The 24,420-nt window shown below is 63.6% G+C and carries 17 protein-coding genes; 2 read left to right on the top strand and 15 right to left on the bottom strand.

Features of this window, described 5'->3' with window-relative positions; translation table 11 throughout:
* The first annotated feature begins 199 nt into the window (after positions 1-199).
* Positions 200-1,945 (top strand): thiamine pyrophosphate-binding protein, encoded by a 1,746-nt coding sequence (locus tag HDG39_RS03075; protein WP_184003109.1) that lies wholly within the window; start codon positions 200-202, stop codon positions 1,943-1,945.
* Between the two features lie 98 nt (positions 1,946-2,043).
* Here the strand turns inward: HDG39_RS03075 and HDG39_RS03070 are convergent, their stop codons facing one another.
* The 6 genes from HDG39_RS03070 to hemE form a co-directional block, all read right to left on the bottom strand.
* Entirely contained in the window at positions 2,044-3,192 is a 1,149-nt protein-coding gene (locus HDG39_RS03070) for a branched-chain amino acid ABC transporter substrate-binding protein (protein ID WP_184003107.1), read from the bottom strand.
* An 87-nt stretch (positions 3,193-3,279) separates the two neighbouring features.
* On the bottom strand, positions 3,280-7,209 hold the full coding sequence (putA, locus tag HDG39_RS03065) for a trifunctional transcriptional regulator/proline dehydrogenase/L-glutamate gamma-semialdehyde dehydrogenase (protein ID WP_184003105.1): 3,930 nt from the start codon (positions 7,207-7,209) through the stop codon (positions 3,280-3,282).
* A 598-nt stretch (positions 7,210-7,807) separates the two neighbouring features.
* Positions 7,808-7,981, bottom strand: coding sequence for a hypothetical protein (locus HDG39_RS03060; protein ID WP_260327494.1), 174 nt, complete (start codon positions 7,979-7,981; stop codon positions 7,808-7,810).
* Positions 7,982-8,090: 109 nt separating this feature from the next.
* Positions 8,091-9,521 carry a YeiH family protein gene (locus HDG39_RS03055; RefSeq protein WP_184003103.1) on the bottom strand — a complete coding sequence of 477 codons (1,431 nt, stop codon included), beginning with the start codon at positions 9,519-9,521 and terminating at the stop codon, positions 8,091-8,093.
* 169 nt (positions 9,522-9,690) lie between these two features.
* Positions 9,691-11,928: a primosomal protein N' gene (locus tag HDG39_RS03050; RefSeq protein ID WP_184003101.1), complete on the bottom strand. Its 2,238-nt coding sequence runs from the start codon at positions 11,926-11,928 to the stop codon at positions 9,691-9,693.
* 474 nt (positions 11,929-12,402) lie between these two features.
* Entirely contained in the window at positions 12,403-13,503 is a 1,101-nt protein-coding gene (gene hemE, locus HDG39_RS03045; protein WP_184003099.1) for a uroporphyrinogen decarboxylase, read from the bottom strand.
* A gap of 291 nt (positions 13,504-13,794) precedes the next feature.
* On the opposite strand from hemE, the gene HDG39_RS03040 reads away from it, so the two are divergent.
* Entirely contained in the window at positions 13,795-14,586 is a 792-nt protein-coding gene (locus HDG39_RS03040; RefSeq protein ID WP_184003097.1) for a transporter substrate-binding domain-containing protein, read from the top strand.
* A gap of 812 nt (positions 14,587-15,398) precedes the next feature.
* On the opposite strand, the gene HDG39_RS03035 is transcribed toward HDG39_RS03040, so the two are convergent.
* The 9 genes from HDG39_RS03035 to atpB all read right to left on the bottom strand — a co-directional run bounded on the left by HDG39_RS03035 (position 15,399) and on the right by atpB (position 24,409).
* Positions 15,399-17,129, bottom strand: a complete 1,731-nt coding sequence (locus HDG39_RS03035; protein WP_184003095.1) for an AMP-binding protein — start codon at positions 17,127-17,129, stop codon at positions 15,399-15,401.
* A gap of 226 nt (positions 17,130-17,355) precedes the next feature.
* Positions 17,356-17,781, bottom strand: coding sequence for a F0F1 ATP synthase subunit epsilon (locus HDG39_RS03030; protein ID WP_008917918.1), 426 nt, complete (start codon positions 17,779-17,781; stop codon positions 17,356-17,358).
* 158 nt (positions 17,782-17,939) lie between these two features.
* Positions 17,940-19,334 (bottom strand): F0F1 ATP synthase subunit beta, encoded by a 1,395-nt coding sequence (gene atpD / locus HDG39_RS03025; protein ID WP_026225520.1) that lies wholly within the window; start codon positions 19,332-19,334, stop codon positions 17,940-17,942.
* A gap of 100 nt (positions 19,335-19,434) precedes the next feature.
* Positions 19,435-20,319: a F0F1 ATP synthase subunit gamma gene (atpG, locus tag HDG39_RS03020; protein ID WP_026225521.1), complete on the bottom strand. Its 885-nt coding sequence runs from the start codon at positions 20,317-20,319 to the stop codon at positions 19,435-19,437.
* A gap of 140 nt (positions 20,320-20,459) precedes the next feature.
* Positions 20,460-22,001: a F0F1 ATP synthase subunit alpha gene (gene atpA / locus HDG39_RS03015; protein ID WP_184003093.1), complete on the bottom strand. Its 1,542-nt coding sequence runs from the start codon at positions 21,999-22,001 to the stop codon at positions 20,460-20,462.
* 56 nt (positions 22,002-22,057) lie between these two features.
* Complete coding sequence (locus tag HDG39_RS03010) at positions 22,058-22,597, bottom strand: F0F1 ATP synthase subunit delta (RefSeq protein WP_184003091.1); 540 nt, start codon at positions 22,595-22,597, stop codon at positions 22,058-22,060.
* A gap of 2 nt (positions 22,598-22,599) precedes the next feature.
* The gene (locus HDG39_RS03005) at positions 22,600-23,070 is read right to left on the bottom strand and encodes a F0F1 ATP synthase subunit B (RefSeq protein WP_018418855.1); all 471 of its coding nucleotides are present in this window, start codon (positions 23,068-23,070) and stop codon (positions 22,600-22,602) included.
* A gap of 136 nt (positions 23,071-23,206) precedes the next feature.
* Entirely contained in the window at positions 23,207-23,476 is a 270-nt protein-coding gene (gene atpE / locus HDG39_RS03000; protein ID WP_007180033.1) for a F0F1 ATP synthase subunit C, read from the bottom strand.
* Between the two features lie 81 nt (positions 23,477-23,557).
* Entirely contained in the window at positions 23,558-24,409 is an 852-nt protein-coding gene (gene atpB / locus HDG39_RS02995) for a F0F1 ATP synthase subunit A (protein ID WP_026225522.1), read from the bottom strand.
* Between the last annotated feature and the right edge of the window lie 11 nt (positions 24,410-24,420).

Here is a 24,420-nt window from a genome sequence, read left to right as displayed (position 1 = left end):
GAAAAGCGCGGGCCCTGCGGCTCGCGTTTTCATTTGCGCAATCGCGTTGCGCGCACGCCGATCGAACAGTTGCGCTGCGCCATGACAACGCCCACGTGCTCGGCGTAAGCTGTCGAAGCGCCCATCGGCCGCTGTTGCACGTTCCGCCGATGCGGCTCCATCCCAACGCACCCACGCACTGCCAGGAGGCTTCTTCGCAATGTCGCTGCCGAATGCTCCCGCTGCCGATTCCGCTGCCAATTCCGTCATCGCTTCCCATACCGCACGCACAACCGGCGCGCGCCTCGTCGTCGAGGCGTTGCTCACACACGGCGTCGAGCGCGTGTTCTGCGTCCCCGGCGAAAGCTTTCTCGCCGTGCTCGATTCGCTGCACGACGAAACCGGGCGCATCCAGACGATCGTCTGCCGTCACGAAGCCGCGGCCGCGAACATGGCCGAAGCGCTCGGCAAGCTGACCGGCCGCCCGGGTGTCGCGCTAGTCACGCGCGGGCCGGGCGCGACGCATGCGTCGATCGGCGTTCACACTGCGTTTCAGGACTCCACGCCGATGATTCTGCTGATCGGTCAGTGCGCGCGCGAACATCTCGATCGCGAGGCATTTCAGGAGATCGACTACCGACGCATGTTCGGTCAGATGGCGAAGTGGGTCGCGCAGATCGACGACCCGAAGCGCATCCCCGAATATCTGAGCCATGCGTTTCACACGGCTACGTCGGGCCGCCCGGGGCCGGTCGTGCTGGCGCTGCCCGAAGACGTGCTGAGCGATGCCTGCGACGCGGTACCTGGCGCACCCGCTTATCACCGCGTGGCGGCGTCGCCATCGGCCGCGCAGATCGCGAAGCTGCGCGAGTTGCTCGAAGGCGCGCAACGGCCGATGGTGATCGCCGGCGGCAGCGGCTGGACAGAGGCCGCATGCGCGGACCTGCTGCGTTTCATCGAAAACTGGCAGTTGCCGATTGGCCTCGCGTTCCGCTTCCAGGACACCTTCGACAACGAGCATCCGAACTACGCGGGCGACGTCGGTCTCGGCGTCAATCCGGCGCTCGCTCAACGCATTCGCGACGCGGACTTGCTGCTCGCGCTCGGTCCGCGCCTCGGCGAAGCGACGACCAACGGCTACACGCTGCTCGACATCCCGAAGACGAAGCAGACGCTCGTGCACGTGCATCAGGGCGCAGAAGAACTGGGCCGCGTATATGCGGCCGATCTGCCGATCGTCTCGGGCATGCCTGAGCTTGCGGCGATGCTTGCGGAACTGAAACCGTCGTCGTCCGGCAGGCTCGCCTGGGCGGGTGCCGCTGAAGAAGCGCATCGCGCGTATCTGGATTGGCGCAAGCCGCGCCCAATTCCCGGCGACGTGCAGATGGGCGAAGTGATCCAGCAGTTACGCGCCCACTTGCCCGACGACGCGATCCTCACGAACGGCGCGGGCAATTACGCGACGTGGCTGCATCGGCATTTCTCGTATCGGCACTTCCGTTCTCAGCTCGCGCCGACGAGCGGCGCGATGGGCTACGGCGTGCCGGCGGCGCTCGCGGCGAAGTCGCTGTATCCACAGCGCGCGGTGGTCGCACTCGCCGGCGACGGCTGCTTCATGATGGCCGCGCAGGAGCTCGCGACAGCGATGCAGTACGACCTGCGCGTGCTGTTCATCGTCGTCAACAACAGCCAGTTCGGGACGATCCGCATGCATCAGGAGCGACACTATCCGCATCGCGTGCATGGCACCGGCCTCACGAATCCGGACTTCGCGGCATTCGCGCGATCGTTCGGCGCGCATGGCGAAACCGTTGAACGTACCGGGGATTTTCTGCCGGCGTTGCAACGCGCGATCGAATCGCAGCTGCCGGCCGTGATCGAAATTCGCATGCCGCAGGAAGCGAGCACGCCCGCAGCGACGCTTGAGATGATTCGTGAGCAGGGGAGGAGGATGCGCGGGCAGTGAAAATCGCCACGTGGCCTGACAGCGTGTCGAATGCGCCGCCCATATAAAAACCCCGCCAGAGCGGGGTTTTCTATTATCAACCGTAGTCAGCAAAAAACTTACTTGCCGCCCACGCTTTGCAGCGTCGTCCACTTGCCATCGACGACCTTGTACAGCGTGATACCGCCGTTCTTCAGATCGCCGCGCGCGTCGTACGCGAGGTCGGCCGACGTCACGGCCGGCTTCGACGTCTTGGCGAGCACCGGCAGGTACTTGGCAGGATCGGTCGAGTTCGCGTTCTTCATCGCGGTGAACATCGCCATCGCGCCGTCGAACGCGTACGGCGAGTACGTTTGCACGTCTTCGTTGAAGCGCGCCTTGTACTTCTCGACGTATGCCTTGCCGCCCGGCATTTCTTCGAGCGGCAGACCGGCGAGCGAGGCCACCGTGCCGTTCGCCGCGTCGCCGGCGAGTTTGATGAAGGTCGGCGTGTGGACCATTTCGCCGCCCATCAGCGGCGCCTTCACGCCGAGCTGCTTCATCTGCTTGACCATCGGTGCTGCTTGCGAATCCGCGCCGCCGTAATAGATCAGATCCGGGTTCGACGACTTAAGCTTGGTCAGGATCGACTTGAAGTCGACGGCCTTGTCGTTCGTGTATTCACGATCGACGATCGTCGCGCCTGCCGCCTTCGCAGCCTTCTCGAACTGATCCGCAAGACCCTGGCCGTAAGCGGTGCGATCGTCGACGATCGCGATCTTCTTCATGCCGAGGTTCTTCACCGCGAACGTGCCAGCGACCGAGCCTTGCTGCGTGTCGGACGTCATCATGCGGAAGGTGGTCTTGAAGCCCTGCTGCGTGTATTCCGGCGCGGTCGCCATTGCGATCTGCGGAATGCCCGCGTTCGCGTAGATGCGCGAGGCCGGAATCGTCGTGCCCGAGTTGAAGTGGCCCAGCATGCCCTTGATGCCGTCATCCACGAGCTTCTGCGCGACCGTCGTGCCGGTGCGCGGGTCGGCCTGGTCGTCGGCCGAGTCGAGCACGATGTGAACCTGCTTGCCGCCGATCACAGGCTTCGTCGCGTTGAACTCTTCGACCGCGAGCGTGATGCCGTTCTGGAAGTCCTTGCCATAGTGCGCCTGTGCGCCCGTCATCGGACCGGCGAAACCGATCTTCACGTCTTCCGTCGATTGAGCGTTGGCCGTCCCCGCCAGCGACATGGCGGCAACCAGAGCTGCGCCTGCCAGCTGTTTCATTTTGTGTTGCATAGCTTCTCCTTGATACCAGGTGTGGATGAAGCGGTATCGGGGTCGCCGTGCCGCTTCCTTTCTATTGAATAAATCGCCGAGGTTCGCTCAACCGATCGTCATCAAATTCGCATTGCCGCCTGCCGCCGCGGTATTCACGCTGACCGAGCGCTCGGTGAGCAGACGCTCGAGCGCATAGTCCTCGTCGCCGCTCGCGAGCGCACGGGCCGCGACGCCCTGCACCGACACGATCGGCCCCGGACGCTTCGCGACTTCCTTCACGAGCGCGAGCAGTTCATCGCTGTCGCCTTCGAACAGCACGGCGTCGAACGGCGCGTCGGCGCTCTTCTTCACGCTCGCGTGGGCCTTCAGCGACGCCGGCAATTGCGAAACCAATTGTTCACCGGCCGCGCCCTCGAACAACGCACGATTTCCCGTAGCCAGCGCCGCCGCGAACTGCACGCCCGCGCCGCTCGCCGTCGACGCGATACACAGCACCGTGCCGCGCGGGCCCAGCGTGTACGTATTGCGCTCGCCGGTCGGCCCCGACAGTACCGCGGTCGCGCCCGCCGGCACATGCGACAGATAGCCGTCGCAACGCGCGGCGAGCTGCGGCTCGCGCTCGGCGATCAGCCAGTCGCGCAACGCGCTCAGCGCGGCCGCCGGATTGTCGCCCTTTTCTGCCGCCTGCGGTACTTCGACCACCAGCGCCTGCGCGAGCGACTTCGGCAAACCAGCCGGACGCGTTGCGAGCAGACGCTGCAGATATAACGCACCGCCGGCCTTCGGCCCCGTACCCGACAGTCCTTCGCCGCCGAACGGCTGCACCCCGACCACCGCGCCGATCACGTTGCGGTTCACGTAGATGTTGCCTACGTGTGCGCGGCTGATCACGTGCGCGATCGTTTCGTCGATGCGCGTGTGGATGCCGAGCGTCAAACCGTAACCCGTCGCGCGAATCTGTTCGAGCAGCTTGTCGAGCTGGCTGCGGCGGTAGCGCACCACGTGCAGCACCGGACCGAACACTTCGCGCTTCAGCTCGTCGATGCTGTCGAGCTCGATCAGCGTCGGCGGCACGAAAGTACCCTGCGTCGCGCCCTCCGGCAGCGGCAGTTGCTCGACCTTGCGGCCCTTGTCGCGCATCGCCGCGATGTGGGCGTCGATGCCGCGCTTCGCGTCCAGGTCGATCACCGGGCCGACGTCGGTCGACAGCCGATCCGGGTTGCCGAGCGCGAGCTCGCGCATCGCGCCCGTCAGCATTTCGAGCGTGCGGTCCGCGACATCGTCCTGCAAACAAAGAACGCGCAACGCCGAACACCGTTGACCGGCGGAGTCGAAAGACGACTGCAGCACGTCGGCGACGACCTGCTCGGCGAGCGCCGACGAGTCGACGATCATCGCGTTCTGGCCGCCAGTTTCGGCGATCAGCGGAATCGGCTTGCCATCCGGATCGAGTCGGCCGGACAGCGTCTTGTTGATCAGACGCGCGACTTCGGTCGAGCCGGTAAACATCACCGCACGCGTGCGCGGATCGGCGACCAGCGCGGCTCCGACCGTCTCGCCATTGCCCGGCAGCAGTTGCACCGCGCCCGCCGGCACGCCCGCTTCGCGCAGAATTCGCACCGCTTGAGCTGCGATCAGCGGCGTCTGCTCGGCCGGTTTCGCGAGCACCGTGTTGCCGGCCGCGAGCGCGGCGGCCACCTGGCCCATGAAAATCGCCAGCGGGAAATTCCACGGGCTAATACAGACCACCGGACCGAGCGGCCGATGCGTGTCGTTCGAAAACTCGTCGCGGATCTGCGTCGAGTAGTAGCGCAGGAAGTCGATCGCTTCGCGGATTTCCGCGACCGCGTTGGCGAGCGATTTGCCCGCTTCGCGCACCACGAGGCCCATCAGCGTGTGCATCTGCGCTTCGAGCAGATCCGCGGCACGCGCGAGGCAGTCCGCGCGCGCCTCGACCGGCGTCGCCTGCCAGATCGGCGCAGCGGCCACCGCATGGCCGAGCGCGGCGCTCACATGCTCCGCCGTCGCTTCGACGACCGTGCCGACGAGATCACGCTGGTCGGCCGGGTTGCGCACGTCGCGCCCAGCGCCAACCGCGATCTGGTTGTCTTCGAGCATCGGCGCGGCGCGCCACGGATGATGCGCGCTCGCGAGCAGCGCCGACGACAGCGACGCGAGCCGATGCTCGTTCGACAGATCGAAGCCCATCGAATTGAGCCGTTCCGAGCCATACAGATTGCGCGGCAGCGGAATGCGCGCATGCGGCGCGCCGAGCGGCACGATTCTCGACGCTTCCTCGACCGGATCGGCGACCAGGTCCTTGATCGCGACGGATTCGTCGGCGATGCGGTTCACGAACGACGTGTTCGCGCCGTTCTCGAGCAGCCGGCGCACGAGGTACGCGAGCAGCGTCTCGTGCGTACCGACCGGTGCGTACACGCGGCACGGGCGGTTCAGCTTGTCGCGGCCGGTGACTTCTTCGTAGAGCTGCTCGCCCATGCCGTGCAGGCACTGGAACTCGTACTGGCCGGGGTAGTAGTTGTTGCCTGCGAGCTGATAGATCGCCGACAGCGTGTGCGCGTTGTGCGTCGCGAACTGCGGATAGACGGCATCGGGCGCGCCGAGCAGTTTCTTCGCGCAGGCGAGGTACGACACGTCGGTGTAGACCTTGCGCGTGTAGACCGGATAGCCTTCGAGGCCGTCGACCTGTGCGCGCTTGATTTCCGTATCCCAATACGCGCCCTTCACGAGCCGCACCATGACACGGTGACGGCTGCGGCGCGCCAGATCGATCAGGTAGTCGATCACGAACGGGCAGCGCTTCTGATACGCCTGCACGACGAAGCCGATGCCGTTCCAGCCTTGCAGCTCCGGATCGAAGCACAGCGCTTCGAGCAGATCCAGCGACAGTTCGAGGCGGTCGGCTTCTTCGGCGTCGATATTGAGGCCGATGTCATAGCGGCGCGCGAGGATCGCCAGCGAACGCACGCGCGGCAGCAGCTCGCTCATCGTGCGTTCCTGCTGCGCGCGCGAGTAGCGCGGGTGCAGCGCCGACAGCTTGATCGAGATGCCGGGGCCCTCGTAGATGCCGCGGCCGCCCGCGGCCTTGCCGATCGCGTGGATCGCCTGCTCGTACGACGCGTAATAGCGCTGCGCGTCGGCCTCGGTGGTGGCCGCTTCGCCGAGCATGTCGTATGAATAGCGGAAACCGCGCGCCTCGTACTTGCGGCTGTTCGCGAGCGCTTCGGAAATGTTCTCGCCGGTCACGAACTGCTCGCCCATCAAGCGCATCGCCATGTCGACGCCCTTGCGGATCAGCGGCTCGCCGCCCTTGCCGATCAGGCGCGTGAGCGCCGACGACAAGCTCGTCTCGCTATTGGTCGTCACCAGCTTGCCGGTGATCATCAGGCCCCAGGTCGCCGCGTTGACGAACAGCGACGGGGCCTGGCCGACGTGCGATTTCCAGTCGCCCTTGCTGATCTTGTCGCGGATCAGCGCGTCGCGGGTCGCGCGGTCGGGGATGCGCAGCAGCGCCTCGGCGAGGCACATCAGCGCGACGCCTTCCTGGCTCGACAGCGAAAACTCGTGGATCAGCCCTTCGACGCCGCCGCCCTTGCTCTTCGAGCGCAGCGTTTCGACGAGCTTGCCGGCCATCGCCTGCACGTCGCCGGCGAGGTTGGCCGGCAGACGCGCCTGGCCGAGCAGGAACGGCACGCACTCAGGTTCAGGGCGGCGATACGCGGCGGTGATCGCCGCGCGCAACACCGACTGCGGTTGCACGTTCTGCGCGAAATCGAGGAACGGATGGGACGCGCCGTCTTCGTCGTTCTCGACCGCCGCGCCGTCGGCGAGATCGGCCGTGCCGGTCGCGCCTGACAGTTCGGCCGGCAACTGGCCGTGCTCGATCTTTTCGAGGTAGGCGAAAATCGCCTGCTTGATCAACCAGTGCGGGGTGCGCTCGAGGCGGGTGGCGGCATCTTTGAGCCGGGAACGCAGGAGGTCGTCGACCTTGACGCCAAGAGTGGTGCTAGCCATGTTTCCTTCTTTGATACCGGGCGCGAGCCTGGCGAAAGACTAAAAGTTGGGCGAATCGTACGCCTCCAAATAAAAAGGTGCAACCAAATCGGCAGGTTGGTTGCACCCCACCGGAAGCCCTATGGAACATGGGTTTCCGGGCGGTGACCGCCAGTCGAACCGGGGTGTTTTCGATCGGTATTTTCCCTGGCGTGATTCTTTTTGAAATAAGCCTTATCAAACGACTTCGCGCGCCGATATACAGAAGCACGAAGACGGACGGCCCGAAACGTCGGTTTCAGGGCACGCAGAAAAGATAAACGGGGTTCCCGAGGGTTGGTGTAATGGAAAAGTGGCTGGTAATACTGGGCATCTGGGCGATGTGCGCGGCCTGTGCGGTGTTTTTCATTCGAGGCGCGACCAGGGCCTCGAATCGGCGCGAAGAGGAGCGCAAGCGTGCGAGCGCGGCCTCGCGTGGATCGGCGGAGAATACGCGAAACGCGCTGAACGACTGAGATCAGGAGAGCGCGCGCAACGGCTCATGAAGCCGGATGCGCGCGAATGTGGGGATTCGCGACTGGATTGGCGCGGAGATTTGCGCCTGAAGATCACTGTTGGATCAGCGCGGCCCGAGCGACGGCGCAACCGGCTCGAACCGCGCACAGACATCGCCGGGCGATACCAACTGGTCATGCAGACGACACAGCCGGCTATCGGCGACGCTCGCGCCGAACCCTGAACTGAACACGGCAAGCCCTGGGATACGCTGCTCGAGCGCATCCCGTTCGTTCACGCGATGCCGGCATCCGGCGCAGCAGGGCGCGTCCGCCGCGCTGCTGCGCTCTGCGGCGCCTATGTATGGCGCAGCGCCCGCGCCTCGATCCATCGAAATCTTCACGGCGTTATCCGAGGCTGTTCCAGTACGACGCGAACACGTGTGCGGACAGCGCGTAACCGATCGCGATATTGACCACCACGCCCGCCGTGAACGCGAGGAACGGCTTCAGACCGGTCGCGGCAAGCGAGCGGAAGCGCGTCGTCAGACCGATGCTCAGGAAGCAGAAGGTGAACGCCCACGTGCGCAGCACCGTGATCGGCGCGACGAATTCCGGCGTGACGACCTTACGGTAATCGGCGAGTGAATAATGGCTCGCGATCCACGTGACCAACGCCGACGCGATCACGAAGCCGATCACGAACTTCGGAAAACGCGCCCAGATCTCACCGGCATTCGCGCGCGCGGCGACGCCGCTGTCCTGCGCTTCCCAGCGCGTCGTCGCGACGATTGCGAGCACGAACGCCCAGATGCCGATCCAGATGTCGCGGCCGACCACCTTCATCAGCGTGAAGGCCTGCAACGACGCTTCCGGCGCGCCGGCGATCGCGCCGCCCGCGTGGCGCGCGAAATCGCCGTAGGCCTGGGCGGCGGCGATGCCCGCGGCGTCGGCGAATTCGGAGGTGCCGATCCAGGCGCCGGCGACGGCCGTCGGCAGTCCGAGCGAGCGCGACGCGAACGGCAGCACGAAGATCATCACGATCGCCCACAGCACGACCAGTGTGATCGCGACCGACGCCTGCTCGCGCTTCGCCCGTACCGCGCCGGCAATCGCGATCGCCGCCGACACGCCGCACACCGCGCCGCCGACACCGAGCACGGCGGCAAAGCGTCGATCGAGTCCGAATGCTCGCGCAACGAAAAAGATCACGAAGAACGTTACCAATGAGACGATGCTCGCCTGGACGACCGCGACCGGACCGGCCCACACCAGCAGCGTGAACGGCAGCGTCGCGCCGAGCAGCACGATACCGACCTTGATGTAAAACTCGACGCGCAGCCCGGTCGCGAGCCACTCCGGCAGCGTGAACAGATTCGACACGAGCAGCCCGAGCGCGAGCGCGACGAGCGGCGGCTCGAGGTTGTACCTGGACGCGTCGACCCATGCGCCGAGCGTCAGAATCAGCGCGGAAGCGACGAACACGACGATGAACGCGGCGAGAAACGCGCCGACGCGCTGCCGGAGCAGGGCGACGCTCGCGCCGAACAGCACCGCGAATGTCGCGAATAGCGCGAGGTAGTTGGGTAGATGCTTGCCGATGTCCTGCGCGGCCTGCGCGACGCTCGACCATTTGGCCGGCGCGACCGCGAGCCACTTGATGCTGCTACCCGACGCGAACAGCGCCCACGCGATCACGATCACGAGCAGGCCGACGCCAGCGGCGAGCCAGTCTTCGGTTAGCGAAAAGCCGCTGCCTCGTGCGGTTTGCGCGTCTTGTGTACCTTGCCGCTGATCCGGCGCGGCGCCCTCCGGCACGGTGTGATGGGTGTCGCTCATTGCAGATGCCCCGAGAAAGGTGAGTGGCATCGGCGCGAAGTTATTGTCGTTTAGCCCCAAGATGCGCCGATTTGGCGACTATAGGCGAGCGGGATCGCAAAGCGAAACGATCATTCGCTCTATAGATATGACTCAAAGAAGTATGGCGGGCGTCATCTGGCCCGTGGCGTCAGATATCGAGCGGATCGACTTCGAGATTCCAGCGCAGCACGCCCTTGAGCGCGCGCAACAATGGCTGCCACGCGCGCAGCGTAGCCTGCAGCGCCGCGCGCGACGCGCTTTCGATCAGCAGCTGCGCGCGATGCACGTGCATCACCTTGACGATCGTGAGCGGCACTGCGTCGTAGACGGTGACGCGCTCGGCGGCAGGAATCCGCGCAAGTTCGGCGGCGGCCTGCTGCAGAAACGCGAGCGCCGCTTCGAGCGTGCGGCCTTCGGCGCGCAACAGCGCTTGGTAGACGAACGGCGGCAGGTGCGCGTCGCGTCGCTCGGCGAGCGTCGCATTGGCGAAGCCGACGTAGTCATGACGGCACAGCGCGTGATATAGCGCGTGGCGCGGATAGCGCGTCTGCACCAGCACTTCGCCCGGCAGACCGGCGCGGCCCGCGCGGCCGCTCACCTGCATCAGCTGCGCGAACAGGCGCTCGCTCGCGCGGAAATCATGCGAAAACAGCGCGGTATCGGCGTTCAGCACGCCAACCAGTGACACGCGCTGGAAATCGTGTCCCTTCGCGATCATCTGCGTGCCGACCAGAATATCGACCTCGCCCGCGTGCACGTCCGAGAACAACTGCTGCGCGCTGCCCTTGCGGCGCGTGCTGTCGGCGTCGATACGCAGCACGCGGGCGCCCGGCACCGCGCTCGCAAGCGTTTCCTCGACGCGCTGCGTGCCGCGCCCGAGCGGTGCGATATCGACGTTGCCGCACTCCGGGCACGAACGCGGGATACGAGACTCCCAGCCGCAGTGATGGCAGCGCAACGCGCGCTCGGGCTTGTGCAGCACGACGTAGGCGCTGCAGCGCGGACAACCGGCCACCCAGCCGCACGCGTCGCAGGCGAGTTGCGGCGCGTAGCCACGGCGGTTGAGGAACACGAGGCTCTGCTCGCCGCGTTCGAGCCGCGCCTTCATCGCGGCGATCAACGGGCCCGACAAACCTTCGATCGATCCCCGCCCACGCCGGCGCTCGTCTTCGAGATCGATGAGACGCACGCTCGGCAGCGCGGCCTCGGCGACGGCGCGGCGCGACAGCGTGAGCCGCTCGTAGCGGCCCTGATCTGCCTGCCACCAGCTCTCGAGCGACGGCGTCGCCGAGCCAAGCACGACCGGCACGCCGAGTTGCTTCGCCCGATAGATCGCGAGATCGCGCGCCGAATAGCGCAAGCCTTCCTGCTGCTTGTAGGCCGGATCGTGCTCCTCGTCGACGACGATGATCGCCAGCCGCGGCAGCGACGCGAGCACCGCGAGCCGCGTGCCGAGCACGATGCGCGCGCGGCCGGTGTGCGCGGCGAACCAGTTGCGGGCGCGCTCGCCTTCGGCGAGGCCGCTATGCAGCGTGACGATCGCGCTGGCGTCAAGCGCGGCGAAGCGGGCGCGGAACGCCGCCTCGAACTGCGGCGTCAGGTTGATTTCCGGTACCAGCACGAGCGCTTGCGCATCGGGCTTGCCGGCCAGAATCGCGGCGAGCGCGCGCAGATACACTTCGGTCTTGCCGCTGCCCGTCACCCCGTGCAGCAGGAACGGCGCGAAGCCGTGGGCGTCGCGGATCGCTTCGACGGCACTCGCCTGTTCGTCGGTGAGGGTTGGCAGGGCAGGCGCGGGCATGTTCGGCAGCGACGCGGCGGCGGGCACCGTGGCGGCGTCGATCACATCGAGCGTGACCCAGCCTGCCGTCTGCCATGTGTCGAGTGTCGCCAGCGCCTTCGGATGCAGCGCGCGGGCGTCGGCAGCGAGGAGGAAGTCGGCTTGAGCGAGTGCTTGAGCGAGCGCTCGGAGCGCCGTCGCTCGGGCCGGCAAGGCGTCAGGCAATACCGTGCGGCCCTCGGCCGTCAACCGATAGCGCTCTTCCGGCGCGAACAGCCGCGACCAGCGCGACGCGTCGCGCAGCGCCTGCGGCAGCCCCGGCAGCGCCACTTCGCCGAGACCGCGCTGATAGTAGTCCGCGGCGAATGCGGCGAGCGCGAGCCAATGTGCCGACACCGGCGGACACGCCGTGCAGACCTGATCCACATCACGCAGGCGCTCGGCCGGCACGTCGCTGTGAGCGGTCACTTCGCAAACGAGCCCCACCACGTGCCGCTTGCCAAACGGAACGCTGACGAGCGTGCCTACGACAGCCGCCCCGGATATGTCGCAGCGGTAGTCGAACAGGGTCGGCAGCGGATGGTCGAGCGCGACGCGGACGAACATTTCGTTCACTCGGCGTGGCGCTGAGGATGAGCCGGCACGAGGCCAGCTCGCGGCGCGGGGTGGGTCGCACGGGACGCGAAGCCGTCGAAGTTAAAGTAAAACCTTAATTTCACCGCTAAGTTTTGGATTCGACTGAACAATTGCGCTCGGCTCGCTGCCCTGTGGATAACTTTGTTGAGAACTTCACTTCGACAGGCCGCAAACGGCGTCACGACGGCCTTGTGTGGGGTTCCGCACATTTCATCACGCGCCCCGCAAACCCTTGCCGGGCAAGGCTCAGATCAAATGCGCCGAGTATGTGCAAGGGTCGGGGCACGATTAAAGTCTCTGCCGCGCCGCAGCGTGCGAAGTGTGCATAAGTCGGCTCTTGACTTTCCTAAGACCACCATCTGGCGGCCTCTTCGCGGACCTGCGGTCCTTAGGGCGAGAGCCCAATTCGCTGCGATGCAACAAGAAACGGTAATGATTACAGTCTCACGCGGGTGTATGTGCACCACTACGAATAGCGCGGCTGTGACGATGCACTTCGTCGACCAGTTCAGCAACATGCTCTGGCGGCGTGAACTGTGAAATGCCGTGACCCAGATTGAAAACGTGGCCGGGATGATTGCCGAAACTGTCGAGCACCGCGCGCGCTTCCATGCGGATCGCGGCAGGCGGCGCAAACAGCACCGACGGATCGATGTTGCCCTGAAGCGCCACCTTGCCACCGACACGTTCGCGCGCCTTGCCGAGGTTCACGGTCCAGTCGAGGCCCACCGCGTCGACGCCGCTCGCGGCGATGTCGTCGAGCCACAGGCCGCCACCCTTCGTGAATGCGATTACGGGCACTTTTTCGCCGTCGTGTTCGCGCTTCAGCTGACTGACCACCTGCTCGATGTAGCGCAGCGAAAAGCGCTGATAGATGCCATCGGCGAGCGCTCCGCCCCATGTGTCGAAAATCATCACCGCTTGCGCGCCGGCTTCGATCTGCGCGTTCAGATATGCCGCGACCGAGCGCGCGTTGACCTCGAGAATCCGTTGCAGCAGATCGGGACGCGCGTACAGCATCGATTTGACGGTGCGAAAGTCCGCCGATCCGCCGCCTTCTACCATGTAGCACGCGAGCGTCCACGGGCTGCCTGAGAAGCCGATCAGAGGCACGCGCTGGCGGCCTTGAGCGTCCTTCAGCGCCGAACGGATTTCACGCACGGCGTCGGTCACGTAGCGCAGTGTCGCGTCGATGTCGGGCACCGCGAGGCGCGCGACATCGTCTTCGGTGCGCACTGGACGGGCAAATCTCGGCCCTTCGCCGTTGACGAACTCGAGACCGAGGCCCATCGCGTCGGGCACGGTCAGGATGTCGGAGAACAGGATCGCGGCGTCGAGCGGATAGCGATCGAGGGGCTGCAAGGTGACTTCCGTCGCGAAAGCCGGGTTCTTCGCGAGACCGAGGAAACTGCCCGCGCGGCCGCGCGTGGCGTTGTATTCCGGCAGATAGCGGCCAGCCTGCCGCATCAGCCAGACTGGCGTGTAGTCGGTGGGCTGGCGCAGCAACGCGCGCAGAAAAGTGTCGTTCAGGAGTTGATGGGCCACGTTGCGTGCGACTGAAGAGCTGAGGGCAAAGGAGCATTTTACCGGAGGCGGCTCCGGACATCGCGCGTCGCGGCGTAATCAATGTTGCGACGGCGCGTCGTGGGAAGCGGGCGGGAAGCAGCTCGGACGCACCTCGATCAGCTACCGGCCGCCACTGCGCGCACTGGTCAGGGTCGCTGCTTTCCGCTGCCCGGGTCGCCCTGGCTGAACGGCCGATGTTCAAGCCCGCGCTGCCAAGCTACTATCCGACAGCTTTACCGATGAATTACACACTACACACCGGGAGACTCGATGAAGAAGGCAGCACTCGCAATGCTCGGCGCGCTCGCCGGCGTCCTGATGCACGTCGGCGTAGCCAGCGCGCAAAACGCCACGCCCGCGCCGTCCAGGCTCGACGACATCATCAGCCGCGGCACGCTGCGCGCTTGCACTACCGGCGACTACAAGCCGTATTCGTTCTACAGGGGCGATGGCCACTTCGAGGGCATCGATATCGACATGGCGGAATCGCTCGCGAAGTCGCTCGGCGTGCAGGTCGAGTTCGTCAAGACGTCGTGGTCGAACCTGATGAACGACTTCGTCGCAAAGTGCGACATCGGCATTGGCGGTGTGTCGCCGACGCTCGAGCGCCAGAAGCATGCGTTCTTCACACAGGCTTACATGATCGACGGCAAAACGCCGATCGTCCGTTGCGACGAGGTCAACAAATATCAGACGGTCGCGCAGATCGATCAACCGTCCACACGAGTGATCGTCAATCCGGGGGGCACCAACGAGAAGTTCGCGAAGCAATACTTCACGCACGCGAACGTCACCGTTTATCCGGACAACGTGACGATCTTCAAGCAGATCCTCGCGGGCAAGGCGGACGTGATGGTGACGGATGCGTCGGAAACGCTGCTGCAGCAGAAACTCAATCCCGGCCTCTGCTCGGTGCATCCGGACAAGCCGTTCCAGTACGGCGAGAAGGCCTGGTTGCTACCGCGCGGGGATGTCGCGTTCCAGCAATACGTCGATCAGTGGCTGCATCTCGCTCGAGCGACCGGCGAGTATCAGGCTATCTCGGACAAGTGGTTGAAGTAAGCCGACCGTGTCCGTTGGAGGCCGTCAGCTGCCGACTGATCGCAGGGGCGGCCTGCGCAGGCCTGGAAATTGGTGCCGGCGATGATGTAACGAGGGGCGACGTCGTCGGGTTAATAACTGTCCGGATCAGGTCGAGGGTGCAGCGATGCGCCCCTTTCCAATACGCCGCACGTGCGGATTCGCCTTGCTGCATTGCATCACAGGTTTTTCATCGGATTGCGACGTATTTCGGGGCAGGGTCACAGCGCTGGTTCCGCAGGAAATTCGTCGCTCGAACGCTGCAGACGCAACCATTTCACGCTGATGAGTGACCCAATTTCTGCTGCACCAGGCGTCATGAATGGTATCAATCATGCGTATTAAATTGCGGCGTAGTCATCGGTAATAACTACGATTTAACGGTCTCATTTTGGCAATAAATCCCGCAGCGCCTTATCTGGCGGGCGTTACAACCTGAAACACTTTGTTACCGCGTTCATAGGGTAATTCGCCCACAATGCCCTCAACGGTTTCAACACGGATGTGGCTGTGTGCGTGGTGTGAGCGGATACGATGCACTTGCCGGTCGGCGCTTGCCGAAGCCCTGTGAAGGGGCATCCCTGCTGGGGCCGTCATCGACGCAGGGTCGTCGTGACAACCGTCCCATCTTTGGTCTCCTCGCGCTAACCCCGTAGCGTGTGGTTTTTAGCGGGCTCCAGGCCCGCTTTTTTTTCGCCTGCTCAAACGTTTGCGCGCGACGAATCCTCGCCGCGCAACTCCTGTTCTATCGCACCTATTTGGCATATTTGGCTGCGCAGTGCGCTGCGGCAGCGTCATGCCGTCTTGTCCTCTCTGAGTTTCAACTCGCCGATCATCCGTTCGCGCATCACGAATTTTTGCACCTTGCCGGTCACGGTCATCGGCAGTTCATCGACGAAGCGGATATATCGCGGCACCTTGTAGTGCGCAATCTGTCCCTGGCAGAACTGCTGGATTTCTTCTGCGGTCGCCTGTTCGCCGGTCCGCAGCACGATCCACGCGCATACTTCTTCGCCATACCTGGTATCGGGCACGCCGAACACCTGCACGCTCTGGATCTTCGGGTGGCGGAACAGAAACTCCTCGATCTCGCGCGGATAGATGTTTTCGCCGCCGCGAATCAGCATGTCCTTCAGCCGGCCAACGATGTTGCAATAGCCTTCGGCGTCGAGCGTCGCCAGGTCGCCCGTGTGCATCCAGCCGTCGACGATACTTTCGTGCGTCTTCGCGTCGTCCCCCCAGTAACCGAGCATCACCGAGTAGCCGCGCGTGCATAGCTCGCCCGTTTCGCCGACCGGCGCGATATTGCCGAGCGGATCGACGATTTTCACTTCGAGATGCGGCTGGATGCGCCCGACTGTCGTCGTACGCTTGTCGAGCGGATCGGTCGTCGAGCTCTGGAACGACACTGGGCTGGTTTCCGTCATGCCGTAGGCGATCGTGATCTCGCTCAGGTGCATCTTCGAGACGACCTTCTTCATCGTCTCGATCGGGCACGGCGAGCCCGCCATGATGCCGGTGCGCAGCCGCGAGAAGTCGTATGAGGCGAAGGTCGGATGGTCGAGTTCTGCGATGAACATCGTCGGGACGCCGTGCAGGGCGGTGCACTTCTCCTCCGCGGTCGCGGTGAGTGTCGCGGCCGGATCGAAGCCCTCGCCCGGAAACACCATGTTCGCGCCGACCGACACGCACGCGAGCACCGCCAGCACCATCCCGAAGCAGTGGTACAGCGGCACTGGAATGCACAGGCCGTCCTGCTCGCTGAGCCGCATCGCCATCGCGATATAGCGCGCGTTGTTCACGACGTTGCGATGCGTCAGCGTCGCGCCCTTCGGATTGCCCGTCGTGCCGCTCGTGAACTGGATGTTGATCGGCTCCCGGCACGACAGCGTCGCGCCGATCGCATCGAGCCGAGTGGCGTCGAACGACGCACGGCCACGCTCGATCACGTCGGAAAAGCTCAGCATGCCTGGCGTCTCCGTGTCGCACATGCGGATCACGTAGCGCAGTTCCGGCAGCCGCGCGGCATGCAGTTCGCCCGGCGGCTGCGTCGCCAATTCGGGCGCGAGTTCCTGCAGCATCTCGAGGTACATCGACGTCTTGAAGCGCTCGGCGGTGACGATCGCCTTGCAACCGACCTTGTTCAGCGCGTATTCGAGTTCCGCGAGCCGGTAGGCAGGATTGATGTTGACGAGGATTGCGCCGATGCGCGCGGTCGCGAACTGCGTCAGCAGCCACTCGACGCGGTTCGGCGACCATATGCCGACGCGATCGCCCTTCGCGATGCCGAGTGCAAGCAGCCCGGACGCAAGCACATCCACTTCCTGTGCGAATTCGCTCCATGTCCAGCGGATGCGCTGCTCCCGAAACACCACGGCCGGCCGATCGGGAAAGCGCGCCGCGGTGTCGCGCAGAAGCTCGCCGACGGTCGCTTCGCTCAACGGATTTTCAGTCGACCCGCGCACATACGACAGTCCATCCGCGGGTTCGACGAGCGCACCTTCTCCTGGGCTATGCGTTGCCATGGTGTTGTCTCCGTGAGCGCAAGCGCGCTCGATTGAAATGAATTTGAAATCGATTGTGCACCGGCGCGTATCCGGCCGGCATTAAGTCTTACCCGCACCGCGTCGCATCGACCGCCACGACCGTCCGCATCTCCATCCTCTGGATTTTGCCGACCTTTACGTAAACGTCAACTAGATATCAAAAAAAAGCAGCCGCGCGGGCTGCTTTCTTCTACTACGAGCTGCTTTAGTGCTGGCCGCGCAGCTTGCGCAGACGCTGGATTGCCGCGAGTTGCGCCGTCGCGTACGCGAGTTCCGCCTGTGCGGTCGCGTACTCGAGGTTCGAGCCCGTGTTCTGCAGCGCCTCTTCCGCACGCTTGCGTGCGTCTTCGGCCTTGGCTTCGTCGAGATCCTTGCCGCGGATCGCGGTGTCGGCGAGAACCGTCACTGCACCCGGCTGGACTTCGAGGATGCCGCCGGCGACGAACACAAACTCTTCTTCGCCGTTTTCAACTTCGATGCGCACCGCACCCGGACGGATCCGCGTGATGAGCGGCGTGTGGCCCGGCAGAATGCCGAGTTCACCCGCTTCGCCTGGCAGCGCGACGAACTTCGCCTGGCCTGAGAAGATTTCCTCTTCCGCGCTGACGACGTCTACTTTAATGGTTGCCATATGTGTCGACTCCTGTCGACGAGAGTTAGCGCTTTAGTGCTGACTCCCGTCCCATGCAAGGCGGGTTGAGCGTAATGAGAGACGCTGGCTTTGCGCAACACGACCGTTTTGGCGGCCGTGATGCGCGAGGTCGGCGCCCGCTTCGTTACACCCGACCTTTACTGGATCTTCTTGGCTTTTTCGAAGGCTTCGTCGATCGTGCCGACCATGTAGAACGCTTGCTCCGGCAGGTGGTCGCACTCGCCTTCGACGATCATCTTGAAGCCACGGATCGTTTCCTTCAGCGGCACGTACTTGCCCGGCGAACCCGTGAACACTTCGGCGACGTGGAACGGCTGCGACAGGAAACGCTGAATCTTACGAGCGCGCGCGACGGCGAGCTTGTCTTCCGGCGCGAGTTCGTCCATGCCCAGAATCGCGATAATGTCGCGCAGTTCCTTGTAGCGCTGCAGCGTTTGCTGCACGCCGCGCGTGATCGAGTAGTGCTCTTCGCCGATCACGTGCGGGTCGATCTGACGCGAGGTCGAATCGAGCGGATCCACCGCGGGGTAGATACCGAGCGAGGCGATGTCACGCGACAGCACGACGGTTGCGTCGAGGTGGCCGAAGGTCGTAGCCGGCGACGGGTCGGTCAAGTCGTCTGCAGGGACGTACACGGCCTGCACCGACGTGATCGAGCCAGTCTTGGTCGACGTAATACGCTCTTGCAACTTACCCATTTCTTCAGCCAGCGTCGGCTGATAGCCCACTGCCGACGGCATACGGCCGAGCAGTGCCGACACTTCGGTACCGGCCAGCGTGAAACGGTAGATGTTGTCGACGAAGAACAGCACGTCGAGGCCTTCGTCACGGAAGTGCTCGGCCATCGTCAGGCCGGTCAGCGCGACGCGCAGACGGTTGCCCGGCGGCTCGTTCATCTGGCCGTACACCAGCGCGACCTTGTCGAGAACGTTGGAGTCCTTCATTTCATGATAGAAGTCGTTCCCTTCGCGGGTACGCTCGCCCACACCGGCGAACACGGAGTAACCGCCGTGTTCCTTCGCGATGTTGTTGATCAGTTCCATCATGTTCACGGTCTTGCCCACGCCGGCGCCACCGAACAGACCCACCTTACCGCCCTTCGCGAACGGGCAGATCAGGTCGATAACCTTGATGCCGGTTTCGAGCAGTTCGGTCGACGGCGACAGTTGGTCGAACGCCGGAGCCTTCTGGTGGATCGCACGCGTGGTGTCGCTCGAGATCGGGCCGGCTTCGTCGATCGGACGGCCAAGCACGTCCATGATACGGCCGAGGGTCGGCTTGCCGACCGGCACGCTGATCGGGTTGCCCGTGTTCTTGACGATCGTGCCGCGGCGCAGACCATCCGAAGCACCCAGACAGATGGTACGGACCACGCCGTCGCCCAGCTGCTGCTGGACTTCGAGCGTCAGTTCCGAACCTTCCAGAATGAGCGCGTCGTAGATCTTCGGCATGGTTTCACGCGGAAATTCCACGTCGATCACCGCGCCGATGCACTGTACGATCTTGCCTTCTACCAAAGCAGTAGTACTCATCGCTTTTCCTTTAGATACCCAATTCTTCACTCGCGCAAAGGCGCAGTTTCTCCGATGGGTGCGCCGCTCGGGCGCACACGCAACGACCTGCCGACCGGGGTCAGACGGCCGCCGCTCCACCGACGATTTCCGACAGTTCTTTCGTGATCGCGGCCTGACGGCTCTTGTTGTAGACCAACTGCAGATCGTTGATGACCGTCTTCGCGTTGTCCGAAGCGGCTTTCATCGCGACCATGCGGGCCGACTGCTCCGATGCCATGTTTTCCGCGACGGCCTGATAGACCAGCGCTTCGACATAACGCACCAGCAGTTCGTCAACCACTGCCTGCGCATCCGGCTCGTAGATGTAGTCCCACTGCGTGCTCGGCGTCGTACCGTCTTCTTCCGTGCGCTCGAACTGGTCCGCCGACAATGGCAGCAGTTGCTCGATCACCGGCTCCTGCTTCATCGTGTTGACGAAGCGCGTGTACGCGAGGTACACCGCCGAAATCTTCCCTTCCGAGTACAGGTCGAGTTGCACCTTCACAGCGCCGATCAGTTTTTCCAGATGCGGCGTATCGCCCAGTTGCACGACGTTCGACACGACTTTCGCCTGCAGTCGGTTCAGGAAGCCCAAGCCCCTGCTGCCGATCGCGGTTGCCTCGATCGTCTTGCCCTGGCCTTCCAGTTCCTTGAACTTCTGCACCGACGCACGCAGCACGTTGGTGTTCATCCCGCCGCACAGACCTTTATCAGTCGTGACGAGGATGACGCCGGCCGCCTTCGCGCCTTCGTTCGACACCATGAACGGGTGACGATACTCCGGGTTCGCACGGCTCATGTGCGCGGCGATATCGCGGACCTTGTCGGCATACGGGCGAGCAGCGCGCATGCGCTCCTGAGCGCGGCGCATCTTCGATGCGGCCACCATCTCCATCGCTTTCGTGATCTTGCGCGTGTTTTGCACGCTCTTGATCTTGCCGCGAATTTCCTTCATTCCAGCCATTGCTTGCTCCTTTGTCGGCCCGAGTTAGCGCTTTAGCGCTTACTCGGGTCCCATGCAATGCGGCCGAAGTAGCGCGGGAGCATTCGCATGCGGCCCGCGCCGCTTCAAGGTCCGTTTATGCCTTGCGGATCACTCGCGGATCAATAAGCGCCGGACTTCTTGAAGTCTTTGACGGCCGTGTGCAGCAGGCCTTCGTCGTCCTTCGAGAGTTCCTTGGTATCTTCGATACGCTTGACCAGGTCAGCATGGCTCGACTTCAGGTGGTCGCGCAAGCCCTTTTCGAACGGCAGGACTTGAGCAACTTCGAGGTCGTCGAGATAGCCGTTGTTCGCCGCGAACAGCGACACAGCCAGTTCCCACACCTGCAGCGGCTGATACTGCGGCTGCTTCAGCAGTTCCGTCACGCGGCGGCCGCGCTCGAGCTGCTTGCGGGTCGCTTCGTCGAGGTCCGATGCGAACTGCGCGAACGCAGCGAGTTCACGGTACTGCGCGAGGTCTGTACGGATACCGCCCGACAGCTTCTTCACGACCTTCGTTTGAGCCGCGCCACCCACACGCGACACCGACACGCCAGCGTTAATTGCCGGGCGGATACCTGCGTTGAAGAGGTCGGTTTCAAGGAAGATCTGGCCGTCGGTAATCGAGATCACGTTCGTCGGAACGAATGCGGTCACGTCGCCTGCCTGCGTTTCGATGACCGGCAATGCCGTCAGCGAACCGCTCCTGCCCTTCACTTCACCATTGGTGAACTTCTCGACGTACTCTTCCGAGACGCGAGCAGCGCGCTCGAGCAGACGCGAGTGCAGATAGAACACGTCACCCGGGTAAGCTTCACGGCCCGGCGGGCGGCGCAGCAGCAGCGAGATCTGGCGGTATGCCCAAGCCTGCTTGGTCAAGTCGTCGTAAACGATCAGCGCGTCCTGGCCGCGATCGCGGAAGTATTCGCCCATCGTGCAGCCGGCGTACGGCGCGAGGTATTGCATTGCGGCCGAATCCGAAGCCGAAGCGGCCACGACGATCGTATATTCGAGCGCGCCCGATTCTTCGAGCTTACGCACCACGTTCACGATCGACGAAGCCTTCTGGCCAATCGCGACGTAGATACAAACGAGGTTCTTGCCCTTCTGGTTGATGATCGCGTCGACTGCGACCGCGGTCTTGCCGCACTGACGATCGCCGATGATCAGCTCACGCTGGCCACGGCCGATCGGCACCATCGCGTCGATCGACTTCAGACCGGTTTGGACCGGTTCCGAAACCGACTTACGCCAGATCACGCCCGGTGCAATCTTTTCGATTGCGTCGGTCTTCTTCGCGTTGATCGGGCCTTTGCCGTCGATCGGGTTGCCGAGTGTGTCGACCACACGGCCGAGCAGTTCCGGACCCACCGGCACTTCGAGAATGCGGCCCGTCGTCTTGACGATGTCGCCTTCCGAAATGTGTTCGTACTCACCCAGAATCACGGCGCCGACCGAGTCGCGCTCGAGGTTCAGCGCGAGACCGAAGGTGTTGCCCGGGAATTCGAGCATTTCGCCCTGCATCACTTCCGACAGGCCGTGGATGCGCACGATACCGTCGGTCACGGAGATCACGGTGCCCTGGTTGCGAACGTCTGCGCTCGCTTCAAGGCCCTGGATCCGGCTCTTGATCAGCTCGCTGATCTCAGAGGGATTGAGTTGCATTATTCGCTCCTGATAGTCAATTCTGTTGCGTGCCAGCCGCCAAAACGCGAAGCGCTTCAGGCCGTCAGGGCCGTTTGCATGCTGGCGAGCCGCGCGCGGACCGAGGTATCGAGCACTTCGTCGCCGATCGTCACGCGTACGCCGCCGATCAGCGAGTGATCGACTTCGACCGTCGGTTTCAGCTTACGCCTGAACTTGCGTTCGAGGCTTGCGACGAGTTCGTTCAACTGCGCACCTTCGAGCGGGAATGCGCTGACGATCAGCACATCTGCTGCCCCTTCGCGGGCGTTCTTCAACTCTTCGAACTGCGAGGCGATTTCCGGCAGCAGCTGCAGGCGATGGTTGTCCACCAGCATCTGCACCAGATTCTTCGCTTGCGCGTTGTCCTTGAGCGGCGACTTGACCGCAGCCAGCAGCAGATCGCTTACCTGGGCGCGGCTCACTTTCGGGCTCGAGGCGATCGACAGCACTTCGGGCAGACGCGCAACCTGTGCCAGCTCCTGCACGAGCGTGGACCAGGCGGCGATGTCACCAGCTTCGGCCACGCCAAACAGCGCTTCCGCGTACGGACGGGCGATGGTTGCAAGTTCGGCCATGATCAGAGCTCTGCTTTCAGTTGATTCAGCAGGTCAGCATGAGCTGCCTGGTCGACTTCGCGCTTCAGGATCTGTTCAGCGCCCTTCACAGCGAGTGCAGCGACTTCGCCACGCAGCGTCTCGCGCGCCTTCACGACTTGCTGGTCCGCGTCGGCCTTCGCCTGCGCAATGATGCGGGCGGCTTCCGACTGCGCCTGAGCCTTGATTTCGTCGGCGACTGCGACCGCCCGCTTTTCAGCGTCGGCGATGCGTTGCTGGCCGTCATTGCGAGCCTGAGCCAGTTCCTGGTCGACGCGCTTGTGAGCGGCTTCGAGTTCCTGCTTGCCCTTTTCCGCGGCGGACAGACCGTCGGCGATCTTCTTCGCGCGCTCGTCGATGGCGTTGATCAGCGGCGGCCACACGAATTTCATCGTGAACCACGCGAGGATCAGGAACACGACCATTTGCGCAAACAGGGTTGCGTTGAGATTCACGGTGTTTCCTTAAACGTTGCTTGTTCGGAAAGTGAAACGGCAAGGCGCTCATCGATTCTGCTCGATCAGCGCCCCAGTACCCGTTCCGCCCTGCGCCTTTACCTGTTATAGCTCAGGCGCAAACCTCCGAGGAACCTCAGCCTGCCAGCTTCGAGAGCAGCGGGTTCGCAAACGCAAACAGCATTGCCACACCAACGCCAATCAGGAACGCCGCATCGATCAGACCAGCCAGCAGGAACATCTTGGTTTGCAGCGGGTTCATCAGTTCCGGTTGACGGGCGCACGCTTCAATGTACTTGCCGCCCATCAGACCGATACCGATACAGGCGCCGATAGCACCCAGGCCGATGATGATGCCGATACCGATGGCGGTCAGACCCTGGATGTTGGCGATGAAAGCTTGCATGATCACTCCTTTGTGAAAAGTCTTTTAGAACTGGTTGGAACTGGGATTTGAAAAACTACGATTCTTTGCCGACAGCGCAGGTTAGTGCGTGTCGTGTGCCTGGCCGATGTATACCAGCGTCAGCATCATGAAAATGAACGCCTGCAGCAGAACGATCAGGATGTGGAAGATCGACCACACTGTGCCGGCGACCACGTGGCCGATGAAGCCAAGCACCGTCGTGTCCGCGCCGAAGCTCCAGAGGCTGCCGAGCAGGGCAATCAGCAGGAACAACAGTTCGCCCGCGTACATGTTGCCGAACAGCCGCATGCCGAGCGAGACCGTCTTCGCGACGAACTCGATGATGTTCAGTGCCAGGTTCGGGATCCACAGAAGCGGATGCGCGCCGAACGGAGCGGACAGCAGTTCATGCACGAAGCCGCCAGCGCCCTTGATCTTGAAGTTGTAGTAAATCATCAGCACGAACACGCCGAGCGCGATGCCGATCGTGCCGTTCAGGTCGGCGGTCGGCACGATGCGGTGGTGCGGGATGGCTTCGGACAGACCCAGCCAGCCGATCACACGGCCCGGCAGGTCGACGGGAATGAAGTCGAGCGAGTTCATCAGCGCGACCCAGACGAACACGGTCAGCGCGAGCGGCGCGATGAAGGTGCGCGAGCCATGGATCATGGCCTTCGATTGATCCTCGACCATTTCGACCAGCATTTCGATCGCGCATTGGAAGCGGCCCGGCACGCCGGCCGTTGCCTTGCGGGCTGCCAGATGCAGCACGAAAATCGTGACGAGGCCGCACACGATCGACCAGAAAAGGGTGTCGAGATTCCACACATGGATGTCGAAAATCGACGTCTGGTGTGCGGTGGAAAAGTTCTGCAAGTGGTGCGCGATGTACTCGGACGGATCCATTGCGCGCGTGCCTTCGCTAGCTGCCATATCGTTAAAGC

Source organism: Paraburkholderia lebeckiae (assembly GCF_014201005.1).
GTDB classification, from domain to species: domain Bacteria; phylum Pseudomonadota; class Gammaproteobacteria; order Burkholderiales; family Burkholderiaceae; genus Paraburkholderia; species Paraburkholderia tuberum.
The sequence above is the reverse complement of the archived record's forward strand: the minus strand, read 5'-3'. Positions and strand labels throughout refer to the sequence as shown.